Here is a 19,287-nt window from a genome sequence, read left to right as displayed (position 1 = left end):
CGACATCGCCGGGACTCGCAGGAACGTTGCACTCCGTGAGCATCCACCCCCACCCCCGCTCACCGCAGCCGGGAGCGCACATGCGCCACAGCGGGCCGCGCGGTGGCCAGGGGTGACCCCGTGCCGCCGCACGCACCCGACGCGGTCGGGCGCCGCACCCGAACCCGTTCCCGACTTCGCCGCGAAGGGTTGACGTACTTCTCACCTCGCGGCAATAGTAACCATCTAGCGAGACCGGTTATCACTGTATGAAAACTGGAGGCGACATGCGGGCGACGGTCCTGGGGCTGGGCGAAGCAGGCGCGCTGTACGCGGCCGGGCTGGTGGAGCAGGGCTGGGAGGTCGCGGGGTACGACCCCGTCGCCGGGACCACCCCCGCGGAGGTCGTGCGCGCCGAGTCGCCGCAGGCCGCGGTCAGCGGCGCGCGGCTGGTGGTGAGCCTGGTCGGCGGCGCCGCGGCCGAGGGCGCCGCCGCGTCGGTGGCGCCCCACCTCGCGCCGGACGCGGTGTTCGCGGACCTCAACACCGCCGCGCGGGAGGTCAAGCAGCGGATCGCGGCCGTCGTGGGCGAGCACCGGTTCGCCGACGTCGCCGTGATCGGGCCCGTGCCCGCGCGGGGCGCCGCGACCTCGGTGATCGTCAGCGGGCAGGCCTCCACCGCGGTGACCGAGGCCTTCGCCGCGCTCGGCGCCGCCGCCGAGGACATCGGCGGCGCCCCGGGTGACGCCTCGGCGCGCAAGCTGTTGCGCAGCACGTTCATGAAGGGGCTCGGCGCGCTGCTCGTCGAGTCGGTGGCGGCCGGGCACGCGGCGGGCGCGGAGGCGTGGGTGCGCGAGCAGATCGCCCGCGAGCTCTCCGGCGGCGACGAGGCGCTGGCCAGGCTGCACGACGGGACGCTCAAGCACGCCGCGCGCCGGGCGGGCGAGTCGGAGGCGGCGGCGGACCTGCTGGAGGAGCTGGGGATGCGGGCGGTGATGACGCGCGCCACCGCGGAGACCCACCGCGCCGCCGCGGACGCCGCCCTGGCCCCCTCCGACGACCTGTTCGACCGGTTCGCCGGGCTGCCGGTGGCCAACATCGGTGACGCGCGCGACCGCATGGGCATGCTCGACGGCGGCATCCGCGCGCTGTGGCGCGGCGCCAGGGTGGTGGGTCGCGCGCGCACCGTCTGGGTGCGCAACGGCGACAACCTCGCCCTGCACAGCGCGATCGCCTCGTCGAGGCCCGGCGACGTCCTCGTCGTCAACGGCGGCGGGGACACCAGCCGCGCGCTGATCGGGGAGCTGATGGCCGAGCGGGCCAAGCGGCGCGGCGTGCGCGGGATCGTGGTCGACGGGGCCGTGCGCGACGTCGTCGAGCTGGAGGACATCGGCTTCCCGACCTGGGCGCGCGGGGTCTGCCCCGCCGGGCCGTACAAGAACGGGCCCGGCCGGGTGAACGTGCCGGTCGCGGTCGGCGGCGTCGTCGTGCGGCCCGGCGACCTGGTCGTCGGCGACGACGACGGCGTCATCGTGGTGCCCGCCGCCGAGGTCGGGGCGAGCCTGCGGGGCGGGCGGGCCGTCGAGGCCGACGAGGCCCGCCGCCGGGCCGCGATCCTCGCCGGGACCGCGTGATGACCGGGGTGTGGGCGCTGCTGGCGTTCGTCGGCGTGATCGTGTTCTGGAACGCGGTCGTCAAGCGCAACATCGGCGAGGCGATGGCCATCGGGTTCGTCGCGGTCTGCGGGTTCGCGCTGGTCGGCGGCGTGGCGGGCGGCTCGGCGTGGCACTCGATCGGGGAGGCCGTGCTCGACGCGATGCAGGAGGAGGTCACGTTCGCGGGCCTGGCGTTCGTGTTCATGTCCTACCTGCTGACCAGGACACCGGTGCTGGACCGGTTGATCGACCTGCTGAACTCGGGCCTGGGCCGGTTGCGCGGCGGGTCGGTCTACACCGCCACCGTCGCGGGCGGCGCGTTCGGCGCCATCGCCCACGTCGGCGCCGCGGTCACCGCCGCGGTCGGGTCGGTGACCGTGCCGTGGATGAAGCGGTCGGGCGTCAAGCCCGAGCTGGCGGCCACGGTCGTCGCGGGCGGCGCGGGCATGGGCGTGTCGTTCCCCTTCTCCGCCACGATGTTCATCCTCGTCGGCGGCCTCGCCGCCCAGGGGGTGATGCAGCCCGACGAGATCGTCGCGCCGCTGGCGCTGGCCGGGTTGTGGTGCCTGGGCTACCGCATCGTGCTGGTGTGGTACCTGGTGCGGCGCAACGGGATCGAGCCCATGTCGCGGGCCGACCTGCTGCCGCTGCGGCAGAGCCTGCGCACCGGGTGGACGTCGTTGCTGCTGTTCCTGCCCATCCTCGTGCCGCTGCTGCTCACCCGCGGGCCGGTCGCCGAGGCCCTGGGCACCTACTCCGGTGTCGGCGAGCAGCTCAAGAAGCCGGTGGTGCTCTCCGACGGCACGGCGCTGGCCGCCCAGCCGTACGCGATGCCGGACGTCATCAGCCTCGTCACCTGGATCCCGGTGCTGATGATCGCGCTCGTGCTCGTGCTGGGCCGCAGGCACCTGCCGCGCACCGCCGCGGGCTGGCGGACCACGATCGCCGGTGCCGCGCCGTCGTTCGGTGTCATCGGCATCACCATCGTGGCCGCGTTCTCCGCCTCCAACGTCCTCGCCGACCTGGGCCTGGCGGGCCAGCTCAAGCAGGTCCTCACCGGCCTGGACGCCCCGGCGTGGCTGATGGCGGTCGCGATCGGCGTGATCGTCGTGGCCACCGCCGTCCCGCTGACCGCCAGCGCCACGATGGCCGCCATCGGCCCGGTCGCGGTCGTGGCCCTGGTCGGCGCGGGCATCCCGGCGCCGGTCGCCGCCGCGGCCGTGCTGATCTTCGCCTCCACCGAGGGCGCCTCACCCCCCTCGGGCGCACCGATCTACGTCGCCTCCGGCATCGCGCGGGTCGACCCGGTGAAGACGTTCCTGCCGCTGCTGCGCTACTACTGCCTGCCCATCCTCGGCCTCGGCGTGCTGATCGCCGTCGGCGTCCTGCCCGTCTGACCCCTCGCCCGACCGCCCTTCGCACTGAACCAGGAGAACCAGTGAGCGCACACCTCTCAACGCCGAGCAGGGCAGCGACCGCGACATCCGTCCTCTTCGGAGTGTCCGTGGTGTTCTTCCTCCTCGCGGGCCTGGCGATCGTCCTCGGTCAAGCCGCGGCGCTGGCCCTGGGTGACGCGAGCGCCGCCCGGCAGTGGGCGAGCACCCTCGCCCCCTTCGCGTTCGGCGGGGCGTCGGTGGCGGGCCTGCTGTCGTTCGCGCTGTCCTACGGCAAGCAGGACCAGCATGGCTGACGTGCCCACCTACGCCGAGCTGCTCACCCGCCACCCGCCCGGCTCCAGCTGGGGCGTGTTCGACCGCGACCCCGAGCGCGGCACCGCCAACTTCGCCGGGCCGGCCGAGGTGGCGGCCGCCGCCGCGTCGGTGGAGCGCGGCGCGGTGTTCAGCCTCGACCACGCGCTGGACGCCTTCGACCCGCCCATGGCGCGGGCGCGCTCGGCGCCGCGCCACGAGGTCGTCGCGGCGCACGAGAACTCCCGCGACGACGTGCTGCGCGAGTTCTGGCTGCAAGCCACCTCCCAGGTCGACGGGCTGCGCCACCGGCGCGCCTCCGGCCACGGCTTCTACAACGGCGTGCCGGACGAGGACGTCCGCGCCGGGCACCCGGCGCTCGGCGTGCAGCGGTGGGCGGAGAAGCCGATCGTCGGCCGCGGTGTCGTCGTGGACGTCGAAGGCCTGCTCGCCGCCGAGGGCACCCCGCTCGACCACCGGTGGGGACCCGCGCTCGACGTCGACGTGCTGGACCGGGCCCTCGCCGCCCAGGGCGAGCGGGTCCGCCCCGGCGACCTCGTGCTCGTGCACACCGGCTGGGCGCGGTGGTTCCTCGACGCCGACGACGAGCGCCGCGCCGAGGTGCGGGAGGCCCGGCGCGCCACCGGCTTCCGGCAGACCCGCGACCTGCCCGCCTGGCTGTGGGACCACCGGGTCGCGCTCCTGGCCACCGACACGTTCGCGGTCGAGGTGCTGCCGGTCGCCACCGACACCTTCCTGCGCACCGCCCCCGAGGACGGGGGGATGGTGCACCAGGAGCTCATCGCCAAGCTCGGCGTCCCGCTCGGCGAGCTGTGGGACCTGACCGCCCTCGTCGCGGACAGCCGCGAACACCAGCGCTGGGACGCGCTCGTCGTCGTCAAACCGCTGCACCTCGTCGGCGGCGTCGGCTCACCGCCCAACGCCACCGCCCTGCGCTGACCGCTCACGGTACTCATTACCACTGTGTGGAAGGATGGTGCCGTCAGCGATCACCTCGCAGGGGGCACCGTGCCGGACCAGCCGAAAACCGCGACCAGCATGCGGTCGCTGGAACGCGCGATCGACATCCTGGAGGTCGTCGACAGCAGCCACCACGCCCTGCGGCTGACCGACATCGCCCGCCGCGCGGGCCTCCCCATCCCCACCACCCAGCGCATCCTGAGCGTGCTGGAGGCGCGCGGCCGGGTCGAGCGCGACGCCCACGGCTACCGCCCCGGCGTCGGCCTGGTGTTCGGCGCGCACGCCTACCTGACCACCAGCCCCCTGCTCACCGCCGCACGACCCGTGCTCCAGGACCTGGCCGCGGCGACCGGCCTGACCGCGTCGCTGTTCAAGCGCATCGGCTGGTCCCGCGTCGTCCTGGCCCGCGTCACCGGCGCGGCCCCCCTGCGCTACGAACTACCCGTCGGCGAACGGCTCCCCCTGCACCTGGGCGCGGGCAAGGCGCTCGCCGCGCAGATGTCCGACGAGGAGCTGACCGCCTACCTGGACCAGCTCACCGACCACACCCGCACCGACGGCACCGTCGTCGACCGCGCCGCCCTCGCCGCCGAACTCAGCTCGATCCGCGCGCTCGGCTACTCGCAGGCCCGCGGCGAGCGCGAACCCGGCATGGCCTCCGTCGCCGCCCCGGTCCCCACCCCCGACGGCGAGGCCACCGCCGCCGTCCAGGTCACCGGCACCACCGCCGACCTGCCCGAGGACCGCGTGCAGGAACTCGGCGCCGAACTCCAACGCGCCGCACTCGCCATCTCCCGCCGAATCCCCTGACCCGGGGCGACGCGCCGAGCGGTCCGGTCAGACCACGCCTGAACTGCGGTGGAGCCGGTACGGGGACTCGAACCCCGAACCTTTCGCTCGACCCCGCGCCCCTGCCGTTGTCCCTCATGGACTGCCAGAAGCGCCCGTTAGCAGCACAGATAACGAGTGCAAACGTTCGTCATCGTGCATCTTTGACGTCGACTGGCAGGGTGTTCATGGGTAAAGCATGGGTGCTCAGCTTGATCATCCGCCCAGCTCAGGCTCACTAAGCCGCGGCTCGCATCCCCGCTGCTTACTTCCCCCGCTCCTTCGTACAGACCATCCCTAGCCCCGGGAGGGGGGTCGTCAAGGGTGAGCGCCTCATGGCGCCAGCGACGCCGCAGGCGCCCTTGATGACCCCCTCCCGGAGCTAGACGATCGAGGGCGAAGGAGCACTCACGCGTCCAGCGGTGACGCTGCCCGCTGGGGAGGCGTGGCCTCACGGGAGTCCCGGTGCCGTGCCGCCTGGCGCGGCGTGGCAGCTCCGGCACCGGCCAGGGAGCTGTGCCGCGTGCTCGCGGCCGGAGCGAGGCGGGAGCCCGTGCCGTGGCACGGCGGACACCGCACCCGAGCGGCCTGGACCGGCCCACCGCTGCCGCGCCGCGCAGGCGGCGGTGCCTTGATCCCCTAGAGGCAGATTCAGCAAGCTAAAGCAACCATACGCCGCATGGCTACGCGGTAGGCGACCTCGACCAGTACAGTAACAGCATGCTAACCCGACTTGAAGTAAAAGGCTTTAAAAATCTCTATGACACATCTGTCGAATTTGGACCCTTTACGTGCATCGCAGGAACGAATGGCGTAGGAAAGTCCAATATATTCGACGCAATCGAGTTTCTATCTTATTTGGCCACAGATTCATTGATGGAGTCTGCACAAATGGTTCGTAGCGCCAGCTCTGGCCGAGCGGGCGATATTAGGGATCTTTTTTGGGACGGTTTTCGATCTAGTGATAAAGTTATAAGTTTTGCGGTTGAGATGTTGGTGCCCGACGAAGTAGAAGACGATTTGGGATCATCGGCGAGAGCCACGACAACGTTCTTGCGCTACGAGCTGAAGCTCGGTTATTCGCCCCCAGAAGGGGAAGGAGGCGTGGGCAGACTTACACTCCTATGGGAAGAATTGCGCCATATAATCAAGTCAGACGCACCGCGGCACCTGAAGTTTCGGCATAACGCTCAGCATTTTCGCAATTCGGTAGTAAAAGGCCACCGAAGCGGCAAGGCTTACCTTTCTACAGAATTGCGAGATGATGTCATAATCATTAATGTTCACGGGGATGGTGGTAGTCGAGGAAAACCTCAACCGCGGCTTGCAGAACGCGCAGGCAGGACTGTATTGAGCACTGTTAGCACCAATGACTATCCGACGATTCTTGCGGCGCGACGCGAGATGCAAAGCTGGCGACGTCTAGCACTCGAACCCTCAGCTCTGAGAACGCCAGACAACTTTACTGATCCTCGACGAATGGAAACTAACGGGCGCCATCTCGCTTCCTCTCTGTATAGAATCGTACACGAAGCGGGTCGCACTAATGAAGCAGACGGCGAAGAAGCTGTATATGCCCGGGTTGCTGGCAGGCTATCCGATCTAACGGGTGTAACGGTTGAGGAGATTGAGGTTGTTTCGGACCCAGTACGTGAGGTTTTTACCCTATTTCTTCAAGAACGTGGCGGCCTAAGACTGCCCGCTCGCGCCCTATCGGAAGGAACACTTCGATTCCTTGCTTTGTGTGTTCTCCTAGAGGACCCCGAGTTTACGGGCGTGCTTTGCATGGAAGAACCGGAGAACGGGATTCACCCCGCCAATCTGACTGCAATGCTGAATCTCATCAGAGATCTTGCAGTGGATGCCACCGAAGCTATCGGGCCAAGTAATCCATTCCGCCAAGTCATTGTTAATACCCATTCTCCTGGGGTAGTACAGCTATGTGATCCTGGAGATCTCCTACTTGCGGAAGCCAAGCAGCAAACAATGGATAAGAAGAACATCGTCAAGTCAGTAAGACTGACTCCATATGAAGGGTCTTGGCGCGCCTCTTGGAATCAATCGTTGGGTTTCACCAAAGCTGACATAGTCGCATACTTGACAGCACCGCCTCACGCCCAATTGTCTTTGCCTATGAGGAGCGCTTAATGGAAAAGCGCGGCCTGTACCTCTGCGAAGGCACGTCCGATTCCGCTCTCGGCGAAATCTTCGAATCGCTTTTCCTGTTTCGCGGCATTCAGCTTCGAGTTACTTCGCTCGACTTCGAACTTCTTCCACATCTCAAAGACAAGACGGTTGCCGGACGAGTTTCGAGCGGACTAGCATTTCAAGGGCAGTCTTCCGTCCCCGATCTGATAATCGTGCACCGCGACAGTGACAACGTAGAACCGGCCGTAAGACTTGACGAGATAACAAAAGGATGCACTGCCGCTGGATTCTTCGGCCGGATACTTCCAGTCATTCCAGTAAGAATGACAGAAGCTTGGCTACTACTCGACGAACAAGCGATACGCAGAGTTGCCGGGAAACCTAATGGAAGGAGTCAACTACCCCTGCCCTCCCTCCGCGAGGTAGAGAGAAGATCGGATCCTAAGCAGATTCTCGCAGAATGCCTGGTTGCCGCCTCCGAAACAACCGGACGTCGACGCCAGCAGATGCACGCTAGATTTTCTTCTCACAGAAGACAGCTATTGGAGTCCTTGGATCTGCATGGAAAAGTGAATCAGTTGAGCGGATGGAAAGCAATGCTGAAAACAATAGATTCCGTAGTGAACGAATGGCATCAATAAGACGTCACAAACAGTTTGACGATGTGGACACCTCGAACCAGTCGATAAGAACGTCGCTGTACAACTCCAGAATTTCGCGCTTGTTCGTCCTATTAGCGTAGGCCAGACGTAGGATTCGCGCCGCAGTTGCAGCCTCCATATCAGTAATAGGCGTCGGGGGTGCACGGGAAGATCGTGCTGAGGAGGATCTTCTCGTTGGCGGTGCGGCACGACGCCCGGGAGGACAACCCGGTTCGGGAGCTGAGCCCGGCGCGGCTGAGGAAGGCGCAGCCGAAGATCGTGCTAACCGAGGACTCTACGGCGCGGCGGCAAGGTCACCTGCGGACGTTGCCGTACACCGAACGGCACGATCTGCCGGACTTCGTTACCGCGCTGTCCGGGGTGGGGTGCCGGATCGGGGAGCTGTTGGCGCTGGACTGGTCGTGGGGCGACTTCGAGGCGGGGACGGTGCGGTTCGAGGGGACGGCGACGCGGATCGCGTGTGAGGGCCTGGCGGTGCAGCCGCACACCAAGACCAGCGCGGGGATGCGGACGATCAAGCCGCCTCGGTGGGGCGGTGGAGTGTCTGCGGGCACGATACGAGCAGCGGTGGTCGGAGTTCGTTTTCCGGTCCTCGCGGGGCACGCTGCGCGACCCCAACAACGCGCGGACGGCGCTGCGGAAGGTGCCGGACGGAACCGTCCCGGCGGAGCTGCACTCGTACATGTTCCGGCACTAGTGGCTGACCGGCTCAACCGGGCCGGGCTGAGCGCCCGGGAGATCGCGGACTACCTGGTGCACAGCAACGTCCACACCACGCAGGAGGTGCAACTGGCGTGCAAGGTGGTGGGGCACGCGGCGGCCGGGACGCGGACCGAGATTCGCGGGCAAAGCATAGGTTAACCATGGGCGGATTCGGACAGCTCCCGCCAACACCCCTGCTGACCAGGGGGAAGAGAGCCGGTACGGGGACTCGAACCCCGAACCTTTCGCTTACAAGGCGAGTGCTCTGCCAATTGAGCTATACCGGCGTGGCGCACAGGGCACCAGGGGACATCCTAGGGCCCTGACCCGTGCTGTTGCGGGGCGGGCCGGGGTTGGACACTGTCGCTGGGATTCATCCGATGTGTCTGACGGGAGGCGGTTTCGGTGCGGTTGGGGCGCTCCGGGCGTGAGCGGCGCGGTGGCGGTGGGGCCGGGGTGGAGCGCGCGGGGGCCGGGTGGTGGCGGGTGCGGGAGGAGGAGCGCGCGGCGCCGCCCGCGCGGGTGCCGCGCGAGGTGGTGATGGGGCCCGCGCTGCCCGCCGAGCGCACGGTGCACTTCGTGCTGGACCTGGCGATCCGGATCGGGGAGGTGCAGATGACGTCGGGGGCGGGGGCCTCCGACGTGACGGCGACGATCATCGCGGTGGCGTCGGCGTACGGGTTGCCGCACTGCGAGGTGGACGTCATCTTCACCTCGATCACGGTGGCGTGCAGGCGGGGCAGCGAGGAACCGCCGATCACCAGCCTGCGGGTGGTGCGGTCGCGGTCGCTGGACTACACCCGGCTGGCGGCGGTGGAGGACCTGGTGCGGCGGATCACCGCGCAGCGGGTGAGCGCCGAGGACGCGCAGGTGGAGCTGGAGCGGATCACCAGCGCCGAGCACCCGTACCCGCGCTGGGTGGCGACGCTGGCGTGGGCGGGGATGGCGGTGGCGATCACGATCCTGATCGGTGGGGCGCCGCTGAGCGCGCTGTTCGCAGGGGGGATCACGGCCGTCATCGACCGGGTGGGGCGGCTGCTGAACCGGCGGGCGCTGCCGTTCTTCTTCCAGCAGGCGGTGGGCGGCGCGCTGGCGACCGGGGGCGCGCTGGCGATCTTCACCAGCGGGCTGGTGCCAGCGGACCGGCCGACGGTGCTGGTGGCGGCGGCGATCACGGTGCTGCTGTCGGGGTTGTCGGTGGTGTCGACGGTGCAGGACGCCATCAGCGGCTACAACGTCACCGCGGCGGGGCGGGCCATGGAGGTCTCGCTGATGACCGCCGGGCTGATCACCGGGGTGGTGCTGGCGTTCAACGTCGCCACCGCACTGGGGATGCAGTACACGCCGCTGGCCGACCCGCTGCCGCCGAGCCCGCTGCGGTTGCCCGTGCAGGCGCTCGCCGGGGCCGCGGCGGCCGGGTGCTTCGGGCTGGCCAGCTATGCCCGGCCGCGCGCGCTCGCGGTGTCCGCGGCCGCGGGCGGGGTCGGGACCGCGGTGTACGGGGCGCTGGCGCTGACCGGGACCGGGCCGATCGCGGCGTCGGCGGCCGCGGCCGCCGCGGTCGGGTTCGGCGGCGGGGTCGTCTCGCGGCGGCTGCGGATGCCGCCGCTGGTGGTGGCCGTGTCCGGGATGGTGCCGCTGCTGCCGGGCATCACCACCTACCGCGGTGTCTTCCAGCTGGCCGTGGAGCGGTCGGTGGCCGGGCTGCCGACGCTGATGCTGGCCGCGGCCATCGCGCTGGCGCTGGCGGCGGGGGTCGTCCTCGGGGAGTACCTGGCCCAGCCGGTGCGCTCCGGGCTGGGACGGCTGGAGCGGCGGCTGGCCGGGCCGCGCATGTCCGGGCCGCTGCGGCCCACCCGGCGCAGGCTGGAGTGACCCACGGCACGCGCCGGGGGCCCCGCCCGCAGGGCGCGGGCCGGGCCCGCGGCCGTTAGCCTCGAACCCACCACCCCGTCCCCGGGCCGACAGGAGGCGCAGCCAGCGTGAGCAGCGGAAACGGACCCGGGGGCGCGGACTTCATCGTCGCGGCCAACCGCCTGCCGGTCGACCTGGAGCGGCTGCCCGACGGCACCCAGCGCTGGAAGCACAGCCCGGGTGGCCTGGTCAGCGCCCTGGCGCCGTTCCTGCGCAGCCACAGCGGCGCCTGGGTCGGCTGGCCCGGCGTGCCCGACGTCGAGGTCGACGAGCTGGTCGAGGACGACCTGCGGCTGCACCCGGTGGCGCTGTCGGCGGTGGAGGTGCGCGACTACTACGAGGGCTTCTCCAACGGCACCCTCTGGCCGCTCTACCACGACGTCGTGGCCACCCCGGTGTTCGACCGCGGCTGGTGGGACACCTACGTCAAGGTCAACCACCGCTTCGCGGAGGCGTGCGCGAAGGTCGCCGCCCAGGGCGCGACGGTGTGGATCCAGGACTACCAGCTGCAACTGGTGCCGTCGATGCTGCGCGAGCTGCGCCCGGACCTGCGGATCGGCTTCTTCCTGCACATCCCGTTCCCGCCCACCGAGCTGTTCATGCAGCTGCCCTGGCGGGCGGAGATCGTGCGCGGCCTGCTCGGCGCCGACCTGGTCGGCTTCCACCGGCCCGGCGGCGCGCAGAACTTCCTCTGGCTGGCCCGGCGGCTGCTGGGCCTGGAGCCCACCCGCGGCGCGGTCGGCGTGCGCACCCGCCCCGGCGTCATCCAGCTCGGCGACCGGGCGGTGCGGGTGGGCGCGTTCCCCATCTCCATCGACTCGACCGGCCTGGACGCGCTGGCCCGCAAGAAGGAGACCATCGCCCGCACCCAGCAGGTGCGCGCCGACCTGGGCAACCCCAAGAAGGTCATCCTCGGGGTCGACCGGCTGGACTACACCAAGGGCATCGACCGGCGCCTCTACGCCCTGCAGGAGCTGCTCCAGGAGGGCAAGGTCGACCCGGAGGAGGTCGCCATGGTGCAGCTGGCGACGCCCTCGCGCGAGCGGGTCGAGCACTACCAGCGGATGCGCGGGGAGATCGAGCAGATCGTCAGCCGCATCAACGGCGAGTTCGGCAAGGTCGGGCGGCCGGTCGTGCACTACCTGCACCAGTCGGTCGGGCGGGCGGAGCTGGCGGCGTTCTTCGCCGCCGCGGACGTGATGCTGGTGACGCCGGTGCGCGACGGCATGAACCTCGTCTGCAAGGAGTACGTGGCGTGCAGGCACGACCTGGGCGGTGCCCTAGTCCTCAGCGAGTTCGCCGGGGCCGCGGCCGAGCTGACGAGTAGCTTCCTCGTCAACCCGCACGACCTCGACGGCGTCAAGAAGGCCATGCTCGCGGCCCTCACGATCGATCCAGCCGAAGGTCGCCGTAGGATGCGCGCGCTGCGGCGACAAGTGCTGACCCACGACGTCGACCGGTGGGCGCGCTCCTTCCTCGATGCCTTGGACCCGGAGCACGGCCACTAGCCCCCTGACACCGATGTCCCCAAGGAGAAGGCGTTGACCGCCGAGGCCCTCCCCGCCGAATTGCGGCGCGCGATCGTGCAGCTGGCGCGCACCCCGCGCCTGCTGGTCGCGTGCGACTACGACGGAACTCTCTCGCCCATCGTCGAGGACCCCGAGAAGGCCCGCCCGAACACCGACTCCGTCGCGGCCCTGCGCTCGCTGGCGGGCCTGCACGAGACCACCACCGCGGTGATCTCCGGCCGGGCGCTGCGCGACCTGGCCACCCTGTCCCGGCTGCCGTCGGAGGTGCACCTGGTCGGCAGCCACGGCTCGGAGTTCGACGTGGGCTTCGTGCACGCCCTCGACGGCGCCGCCCGCGCGCTGCACCAGCGCGTGGAGGACGAGCTGGCCAAGCTGGTCGACGGCGCCACCGGCGTGCAGCTTGAGGTCAAGCCCGCCAGCATCGCCGTGCACGTGCGCCGGGCCCCGGCCGAGGTGGCCGAGCGGGTGCTGTCCGCGGTCCGCGGTGGCCCGTGCACCTGGGACGGCGTGCAGGTCACCGAGGGCAAGGCCGTGGTCGAGCTGGCCGTGGTGCAGACCGACAAGGGCCACGCCCTCGACGTGCTGCGCCACCAGGTCGGGGCGACCGCGGCGGTGTTCGTCGGCGACGACGTCACCGACGAGAAGGCCTTCGCCCGGCTCTCCGGCCCCGACCTGGGGGTCAAGGTCGGCGACGGCGAGACGCTGGCCGGCTACCGCATCGACGACACCGTGTCGGTGGCGAAGATGCTGGCGTTCCTGCTGGAGGAGCGGCGCAACTGGCTCTACGGCGACCAGGCCCCGCCGATCGAGCGGCTGTCGATGCTGGCCAACGAGCGCTCGGTCGCCCTGGTCACCCCGGACGCCCGGCTGACCTGGCTGTGCCACCCGGAGCCGGACTCGGCGGCGGTGTTCGCCGACCTGCTCGGCGGGCCGACCGCCGGGCACTTCTCGGTGCGCCCCGAGCACGGCGGCCTGCCGCTGGGCCAGCGCTACCTGCCCGGCACCATGACCGTGGAGACCCGCTGGTCGGGCCTGCTGGTCACAGACTACCTCGACCACGAGGCCGCGGAGTTCCGCACCGACCTCACCAGGGTGCTCACCGGCACCTCCTCGGTCGTGGTGGAGTTCGCGCCGCGCCCGGAGTTCGGGCAGGTCCAGGTGCGCCTGGAGGCCACCGCCGACGGCATCCGCGTGCTGGGCACCTCCGACCCGATCGCCCTGCGCTCCCCCGGTGTGGCGTGGGAGGTCGTCTCCGACGGCATGTGGGACACCGCCCGCGCCGTGGTGGCGCTGCGGGCCGACGAACCGGTGGTGTTCGAGCTGCGCTGCGGCACCGGTGACCTGGGGCCGAACCCGGTGGCCGAGGCCGACCGCAAGGCCCGCGCCGGGGCGTACTGGTCGCGGTGGCTGGACGGGCTGACCCTGCCGCCGGTGGAGAAGGACCTGGTGGGGCGCTCGGCGCTGACCCTGCGCGGGCTCTGCCACAGCGGCACCGGCGCGATCATGGCCGCGGCCACCACGTCGCTGCCGGAGGAGATCGGCGGCGTCCGCAACTGGGACTACCGCTACTGCTGGCTGCGCGACGCGTCGATGACCGCCAAGGCGCTGGTGTCGCTGGGGTCCACCGCCGAGGCCGAGGCGTTCCTGGGCTGGGTGCACGGCGTGCTGGAGACCGTCGCGGGCCCGGAGCGGCTGCACCCGCTGTACACGATCGCGGGCACCACCCTGGGCCCGGAGGCCGTGATCGACACCCTGCCCGGCTACGCGGGCTCGCGCCCGGTCCGGGTGGGCAACCTGGCCAACCAGCAGGTGCAGCTGGACGTCTTCGGCCCGGTCGTCGACCTGGTGATGGCCCTGTCCGAGGCCCGCGGCTCGCTGACCGACGGCGACTGGGCGATGGTGCGGGCGATGGCCGAGGCGGTCACCCGCCGCTGGCACGAGCCCGACCACGGCATCTGGGAGGAGCGCCACCGCCCCCGCCACCACGTGTACTCCAAGGTCATGTGCTGGCTGACCGTCGACCGCGCGGTCAAGCTCGCCCTCGCCCACGGCCGCGAGGTCGAGCCGGGCTGGGAGCAGCTGCGCGACCGCATCGCCGACGACGTGCTCACCCACGGCTGGAACGACGAGGTCAAGTCCTTCACCACCGCCTACGACGGCACCGACCTCGACGCGGCGACCCTGCTCATCGGCATGGTCGGCCTCATCGACCCCACCGACCCCCGCTTCGTCGCCACCGTCACCGCCACCGAGGCCGAGCTGCGCTCCGGCTCCACCGTCTACCGCTACCACCGCGACGACGGCCTCCCCGGCGACGAGGGCGGCTTCCACCTCTGCGCCGCCTGGATGATCGAGGCCTACCTGCTCACCGGCCGCCGCACCGAAGCAGAAGACCTCTTCGCCCAGATCGTCGACGCCGCGGGCCCCACCGGCCTGCTCCCCGAGGAGTACGACCCCATCGCGGAGCGGTCCCTGGGCAACCACCCCCAGGCCTACTCCCACCTCGGCCTGATCCGGTGCGCCCAACTCCTCTCCGAGTGACCGACTAGCCCGATCGGGGCATTCCGCCGGAACACGCGGAACCCGAGGCCCGCACTAGTAGTCTCTCCCCCTGGAAGCGCGGCATCCAGGGGGAGAGGCACATGCCGGACGGCACCACACCACCAGGCGACCCGGACCAGCAGATCGACGCCTCGGTCTCGGTCGCGGAAGCCGGGCGCAAGGCCGCCGAAGCGTACGAGCACCTGCGCCGCTGGCTGGACGGCAGCGGCATCCACCTGCCCGCTCCGGGTACCCCGTACACCACCGGCGGTGGCGGGGGCGGCGGCCAGTTCCAGGTGCACAGCGTCGCCGAGCTCGACGCCCTCATCCAGCGCTGGACGGACTTGCGCACTCAGGTCGAGGCCAGCGGTCGGCGGATCAGCGCGGCCATGGAGGCGCTGGAGCCGCCTGCCCGTGACGAGGTGAGCAAGCAGTTCACCAAGGCGGTCGCGGGCAACCTCGCCTTGGCCCACCAGCACAACTCCGACATGTTGCGCTACACCGACGAATACGTGGCCAAGCTGAAGCAGGCCAGGGACGCGTACGCGGGCACCGACAGCGGCAACGCCGCCGCCTTGCAGGGGAGGACGGGGTGAACCGGGCCCTCCCCGCGGCATTCGCCGCCCTTGTGCTGCTGTCCGCGTGCGCAGCGGAGACGGGAAAGCCGGTCCCCGCTCCGCTTGAGCAGACCTCCGGCGGATCGACCCCCTCGTCCACGCCCGATGAGGAGAATGGGGCCCTCACGGTCGACAAGCCACTCGACGGCCGGCCCTTCTACGGCGACCCGTGCAAGCTCCTGACGCCGGATCAGGCCACTGCGCTGGGCCTCGTCCCACCGGGCACGTCGGACCTGACGCTCAAGTCCTCCCCGGCATGCGATTGGCAACCACCGGAAAACCGCGGCCAGTACTCGGTCAACTTCACCCTCAACCTGGAACACGGCCTGCGGACCCAGTACCAGGCGCAGGCGGAGCTGGACAAGTTCGAGTTGTGGGAGCCGACCGAGGTCAGCGGCTACCCGGCCGTCTTCGCCGACATCACCGACAACCGCGAGCGCGGGGGGTGCAACGTCATCGTCGCCATCAACGACGAGGTGACGATCAGCGCGCGGCGGCAGTTCGCCGGTGGTCAGGACGTGTGCGAGCGGGTCGTGGCGGTGGCGGAGCAGGTGCTGGTCACGTTGAAGGGGGCGTGAGGTGGGCCGGGGCATGAGCGGGTCGCAGATCTACGCGAACTTCCGGGCGGGGTCGACCGAGGCGAACCTGCGGGCGCTGGAGGACCTGCGCGCCGTGGTCGACGAGTACGAGGCGCACGCCGCGGAGGTGCGGCGGATGACGTCGAGCATGGAGGGCGGGTGGAGCGGGGAGGCGGCGGGGGCGGCGCAGCGGGGAGCGGCGCCGCTGGCGGTCGAGCACGAGGTGTCCGGGCCGGACATCCGGCAGGCCGGGTACGCGGTGGAGGCGCAGGCGGCGATGTTCCGGGTGACCGGGGCGACCGTGGTGCCGGTCCCCTCGAAGCCGCAGGAGCCCGGCTGGTTGTCCTCGGTGCTCACCGACGCGGATGAGACCTACGAGCGGCAGCTCGGCGCCTATGACGAGGCGAACGCCATCAACGCCGCGGCGATGGAGCGCTACGAGGAGACGACCCGGGCGTACCTGGCGGAGCTGCCCGTCACCTACGGCACGCTGCGGCCGGACGAGGCGTCGATCGCCGTCGTGCCACTGCCACCTGCGCAGGCGCGGGAGTTCGGCGGCGAGGTCGACCCGGGCGGGTCCGGCGGCGGGGACAGCACGCGGACGGCGGGGTACGCACCGCCCCCGGTGACCTCCGGGCACGACGTGCAGGTGGGTGGCGGGCAGCCCGCGCCGCCTCCCGCACCGGCTCCCGGCAACGGCGGAACGGCGCCGTCCGGCGTGACCTCGCCGGTCGTGGCGCCGCCCAGCGCGGGCGGTGCACCCCGGCCGGTCCCGGGACCACCGAACGCGTTCGACGGCGGACACCCCCCGCTGGGGCCCGGCGACAGGGCACCCGCCCCTTCTGATGGGCGCGGCGTCACGCGGGGCACCAGCGGCGACGGCAGGTCGTCCACCGGTCGCGGCGCGCCGCTGGCCAGCCTCGACGAACACGCCCGGCGAGGTGCCGCGGCCGACCCGGAAGGCAGGGGGGCGCCCCGTGGGGCGCACGCGGGCGGCGAGGAGGCCAGGGGCTCGCGCGGCGCGCTGGACGAGCGCGGGGCCAGGGCGGGGCAGGGCGGCATGGCCGGAGCGGACGCCGAGGGCAGGGCGGCCAACCGCGGGGGCCTCGGCGTGCCGGGCTCCGGTGAGCGTGGTCGCGCGGGCGGTCCTGGCGGAGCGGTGGGCAGCGGGGCCGGTGCGGGTCGGGAGGAGGACCACGAGCACTCCCGCCCGGACTACCTCGTCATCGATGACCCGGACGCGGTGTTCGGCAACGACATCCCCACCGCCCCGCCCGTGATCGGCGAGTGAGCGGGTCGGCGTGACGCTGGACCGCGTGGTGGTGCTGCCGGTCGACGCGCTGGACCGGGTGGTGCGCTCGCTGGGCCTCGGTGAGCTGCACGTCGCGCTGCGGCCGGAGGCGGGCTGGCTGCCCCGCGACGACCGGGAGCGCGCCGAGGCCCAGGCCTGGGACCAGCTGCGCGGGCAGGGCGGGGTGGACGAGCACGGCCGAGTCGACCGGGACGTCGAGGCCACGCTGGCGTTGCTGTGCAGGCCCGCGGTGGAGTTCTACGGTTGGATCTTCCACCGCGGCAAGCACATCGGCGTGCTGGCGGCGGCCACCGGCCGGGACGCGGTGCTGGCCGTGCGCGACGGCGGGACCGTGACCCTGGCTCAGGCCAACCCCGAGGCGCTGCCCGCCACCCTGGTCGACCAGGCACCGGTGTGCCCGCCGGGTCGCGGTCAGCCCGTGCAGCTCGACCCGGCGGAGCTGCGCGGCAAGCCGCCCGCCGGGGTCCGCCGCCCGGCCGTGGAGCTGCGGCGCGCCCGCCACCTCATCGGGCTGCCCACGACCGGGGGCGCGGAGCTGCACGTGGCCGTCCGGGACAGCGCGGGGCGCAGGGTCGCGCTGCCGAGCCCGCTGCGCGTCGCGGACACAACCGAGGGCCGCTACCTGAACGTGCGGGTGGGCGCGGAGGTGCTGCTGACGCCGGGCAGCAGGCAGGAACTGGTGCGCAGGCTGCGCGAAGCGAGGGCCTCGCTGACCAGGCCGTGACCGGGAGCGGCAGGCCCGCCGGGTCCGCTCAGGACTTGCGGAGGACGGCGAGGTTGTGCATGGCGGAGGCGAGGTCGGGGACCTCGCGGACCTGCATGCCCGGGGGGTGCTCGCCGGAGTCGGTGGGGACGAGGGCCTTGGTGAAGCCGAGGCGGAGGGCTTCGGCGAGGCGGGAGCGGACGCCGGAGACGCGGCGGACCTCGCCCGCGAGGCCGACCTCGCCGAGGACGACGAGGTCCGGGGGGAGGGCGACGTCCTTGGCGGCGGTGGCGACGGAGAGGGCGACGGCGAGGTCGGCGGCGGGTTCGGGGATCTTCATGCCGCCGACGGTGGCGGCGAAGACGTCGGAGTCGCCGAGGCGGACGCCGCCGCGGCGCTCCAGGACGGCGAGGACCATGGCGACGCGGGCGGAGTCCAGGCCGCTGACGGCGCGGCGGGGGGTGCCCAGGGGGGAGCGGGCGACGAGGGCCTGGACCTCCCCGAGCAGGGGGCGCTTGCCCTCGACGGCGACGGTGACGGCGGTGCCCGCCACGCCCGCCTCGCGCTTGTTGAGGAAGAGCCCGGAGGGGTCGGGGACGCCGACGATGCCGCCCTCGACGAGTTCGAAGCAGCCCACCTCGTCGGCCGGGCCGAAGCGGTTCTTGACCCCGCGCAGCATGCGCAGCGAGGAGTGCCGGTCGCCCTCGAAGTGCAGGACGACGTCGACCAGGTGCTCCAGCACCCGCGGGCCCGCGATGGAGCCCTCCTTGGTGACGTGGCCGACGAGCACGACCGGCAGGCCGCGCTCCTTGGCCAGGGCGACCAGCGCCGCCGTGACCGCGCGGACCTGGGTCACCCCGCCGGGGGAACCGTCGGCGGTGGGGGTGGTCATGGTCTGCACGGAGTCGACCACGAGCATGCCCGGCTTCACCTCGTCGACGTGGCCCAGGATGGTCGGCAGGTCGCTCTCGGCCGCCAGGAACATCGACTTGTGGACGTTGCCGGTGCGCTCGGCGCGCAGCCGGACCTGCCCCGCGGACTCCTCGCCGGTGACGTAGAGGGTGGGGCCGTGGTCGCCGTCGCGGGCGGCCCAGCGGTAGGCGACCTCCAGCAGCAGCGTGGACTTGCCCACACCCGGTTCCCCGGCCAGCAGGACGACCGCGCCGGGCACCAGGCCGCCGCCGAGCACCCGGTCCAGCTCACCGACCCCGGTGCGCCGGGCCCTGGCCTGCTCGACGTCGACCTCGTCGATGGGCCGGGCGGGGGTGGCGGGCGCCCCCGCGGCGACCCTGGCCAGCCCGGGGCGCGGGGCGCCGACCTCCTGCAGCGTCCCCCACGCCTGGCACTCCGGGCAGCGGCCGAGCCACTTCGGCGTGCCGTGCCCGCACTCGGCGCAGGTGTAGGTGGGCTTGGGGGTCTTGGTGGTGGCCACGGGGACAAAGCTACGGGC

The 19,287-nt window shown here is 71.4% G+C and carries 16 protein-coding genes and 1 tRNA gene; 15 read left to right on the top strand and 2 right to left on the bottom strand.

What is annotated here, in order from left to right:
• Positions 1-266 precede the first annotated feature (266 nt).
• From BJP25_RS27925 to BJP25_RS27890, 8 genes are all read left to right on the top strand, one after another.
• On the top strand, positions 267-1,613 hold the full coding sequence (locus BJP25_RS27925) for an RraA family protein (protein ID WP_075978005.1): 1,347 nt from the start codon (positions 267-269) through the stop codon (positions 1,611-1,613).
• A complete protein-coding gene (locus tag BJP25_RS27920) occupies positions 1,613-3,031 on the top strand; it encodes a TRAP transporter large permease subunit (protein WP_075978004.1) in 1,419 nt (472 codons plus the stop codon). Before BJP25_RS27925 ends, BJP25_RS27920 begins: the two co-directional genes overlap by 1 nt.
• Positions 3,032-3,138: 107 nt before the next feature.
• On the top strand, positions 3,139-3,324 hold the full coding sequence (locus tag BJP25_RS27915; protein ID WP_198943621.1) for a hypothetical protein: 186 nt from the start codon (positions 3,139-3,141) through the stop codon (positions 3,322-3,324).
• Positions 3,317-4,282, top strand: coding sequence for a cyclase family protein (locus BJP25_RS27910; protein WP_198943620.1), 966 nt, complete (start codon positions 3,317-3,319; stop codon positions 4,280-4,282). Before BJP25_RS27915 ends, BJP25_RS27910 begins: the two co-directional genes overlap by 8 nt.
• Positions 4,283-4,381: 99 nt before the next feature.
• Entirely contained in the window at positions 4,382-5,113 is a 732-nt protein-coding gene (locus BJP25_RS27905; protein WP_075978475.1) for an IclR family transcriptional regulator, read from the top strand.
• Between the two features lie 738 nt (positions 5,114-5,851).
• Positions 5,852-7,279, top strand: a complete 1,428-nt coding sequence (locus BJP25_RS27900) for an AAA family ATPase (protein WP_075978474.1) — start codon at positions 5,852-5,854, stop codon at positions 7,277-7,279.
• On the top strand, positions 7,279-7,920 hold the full coding sequence (locus tag BJP25_RS27895; RefSeq protein ID WP_233158305.1) for a thioredoxin domain-containing protein: 642 nt from the start codon (positions 7,279-7,281) through the stop codon (positions 7,918-7,920). Before BJP25_RS27900 ends, BJP25_RS27895 begins: the two co-directional genes overlap by 1 nt.
• A 159-nt stretch (positions 7,921-8,079) precedes the next feature.
• Positions 8,080-8,802, top strand: coding sequence for a site-specific integrase (locus BJP25_RS27890; protein ID WP_143219353.1), 723 nt, complete (start codon positions 8,080-8,082; stop codon positions 8,800-8,802).
• Between the two features lie 55 nt (positions 8,803-8,857).
• Here BJP25_RS27890 and BJP25_RS27885 read toward each other — a convergent pair.
• Positions 8,858-8,930 (bottom strand) — tRNA-Thr (locus BJP25_RS27885).
• A 253-nt stretch (positions 8,931-9,183) separates the two neighbouring features.
• Here BJP25_RS27885 and BJP25_RS27880 point away from each other — a divergent pair.
• The 7 genes from BJP25_RS27880 (at position 9,184) to BJP25_RS27850 (ending at position 17,858) form a co-directional block, all read left to right on the top strand.
• Positions 9,184-10,518, top strand: a complete 1,335-nt coding sequence (locus tag BJP25_RS27880) for a threonine/serine exporter family protein (RefSeq protein ID WP_084794750.1) — start codon at positions 9,184-9,186, stop codon at positions 10,516-10,518.
• A 107-nt stretch (positions 10,519-10,625) separates the two neighbouring features.
• On the top strand, positions 10,626-12,065 hold the full coding sequence (locus BJP25_RS27875; RefSeq protein WP_075978001.1) for an alpha,alpha-trehalose-phosphate synthase (UDP-forming): 1,440 nt from the start codon (positions 10,626-10,628) through the stop codon (positions 12,063-12,065).
• 33 nt (positions 12,066-12,098) lie between these two features.
• Complete coding sequence (gene otsB, locus BJP25_RS27870) at positions 12,099-14,627, top strand: trehalose-phosphatase (RefSeq protein ID WP_075978000.1); 2,529 nt, start codon at positions 12,099-12,101, stop codon at positions 14,625-14,627.
• A 101-nt stretch (positions 14,628-14,728) separates the two neighbouring features.
• Positions 14,729-15,223 (top strand): PE domain-containing protein, encoded by a 495-nt coding sequence (locus BJP25_RS27865; RefSeq protein WP_075977999.1) that lies wholly within the window; start codon positions 14,729-14,731, stop codon positions 15,221-15,223.
• Positions 15,220-15,822 (top strand): DUF3558 domain-containing protein, encoded by a 603-nt coding sequence (locus BJP25_RS27860; protein ID WP_075977998.1) that lies wholly within the window; start codon positions 15,220-15,222, stop codon positions 15,820-15,822. The genes BJP25_RS27865 and BJP25_RS27860 overlap by 4 nt, the downstream gene beginning before the upstream one ends.
• A gap of 13 nt (positions 15,823-15,835) precedes the next feature.
• Positions 15,836-17,113 carry a hypothetical protein gene (locus BJP25_RS33795; protein WP_143219352.1) on the top strand — a complete coding sequence of 426 codons (1,278 nt, stop codon included), beginning with the start codon at positions 15,836-15,838 and terminating at the stop codon, positions 17,111-17,113.
• Positions 17,114-17,123: 10 nt separating this feature from the next.
• Positions 17,124-17,858 (top strand): ESX secretion-associated protein EspG, encoded by a 735-nt coding sequence (locus BJP25_RS27850; RefSeq protein ID WP_075977997.1) that lies wholly within the window; start codon positions 17,124-17,126, stop codon positions 17,856-17,858.
• Between the two features lie 28 nt (positions 17,859-17,886).
• Here BJP25_RS27850 and radA read toward each other — a convergent pair whose 3' ends face one another.
• On the bottom strand, positions 17,887-19,269 hold the full coding sequence (radA, locus tag BJP25_RS27845) for a DNA repair protein RadA (RefSeq protein WP_075977996.1): 1,383 nt from the start codon (positions 19,267-19,269) through the stop codon (positions 17,887-17,889).
• Positions 19,270-19,287 lie beyond the last annotated feature (18 nt).

Source organism: Actinokineospora bangkokensis, from assembly GCF_001940455.1.
GTDB classification, from domain to species: Bacteria; Actinomycetota; Actinomycetes; order Mycobacteriales; family Pseudonocardiaceae; genus Actinokineospora; species Actinokineospora bangkokensis.
Note: the sequence above shows the minus strand (reverse complement) of the source record. Positions and strands in the feature narration are given on the sequence as shown.

Excerpts from the sequence above, each read along its gene's own strand:
- BJP25_RS27925 (WP_075978005.1), top strand. The coding sequence starts at position 267 with ATGCGGGCGACGGTCCTGGGGCTGGGCGAAGCAGGCGCGCTGTACGCG.
- BJP25_RS27920 (WP_075978004.1), top strand. The coding sequence starts at position 1,613 with ATGACCGGGGTGTGGGCGCTGCTGGCGTTCGTCGGCGTGATCGTGTTC.
- BJP25_RS27910 (WP_198943620.1), top strand. The coding sequence starts at position 3,317 with ATGGCTGACGTGCCCACCTACGCCGAGCTGCTCACCCGCCACCCGCCC.
- BJP25_RS27905 (WP_075978475.1), top strand. The coding sequence starts at position 4,382 with ATGCGGTCGCTGGAACGCGCGATCGACATCCTGGAGGTCGTCGACAGC.
- BJP25_RS27900 (WP_075978474.1), top strand. The coding sequence starts at position 5,852 with ATGCTAACCCGACTTGAAGTAAAAGGCTTTAAAAATCTCTATGACACA.
- BJP25_RS27895 (WP_233158305.1), top strand. The coding sequence starts at position 7,279 with ATGGAAAAGCGCGGCCTGTACCTCTGCGAAGGCACGTCCGATTCCGCT.
- BJP25_RS27880 (WP_084794750.1), top strand. The coding sequence starts at position 9,184 with ATGGGGCCCGCGCTGCCCGCCGAGCGCACGGTGCACTTCGTGCTGGAC.
- BJP25_RS27865 (WP_075977999.1), top strand. The coding sequence starts at position 14,729 with ATGCCGGACGGCACCACACCACCAGGCGACCCGGACCAGCAGATCGAC.
- BJP25_RS33795 (WP_143219352.1), top strand. The coding sequence starts at position 15,836 with ATGAGCGGGTCGCAGATCTACGCGAACTTCCGGGCGGGGTCGACCGAG.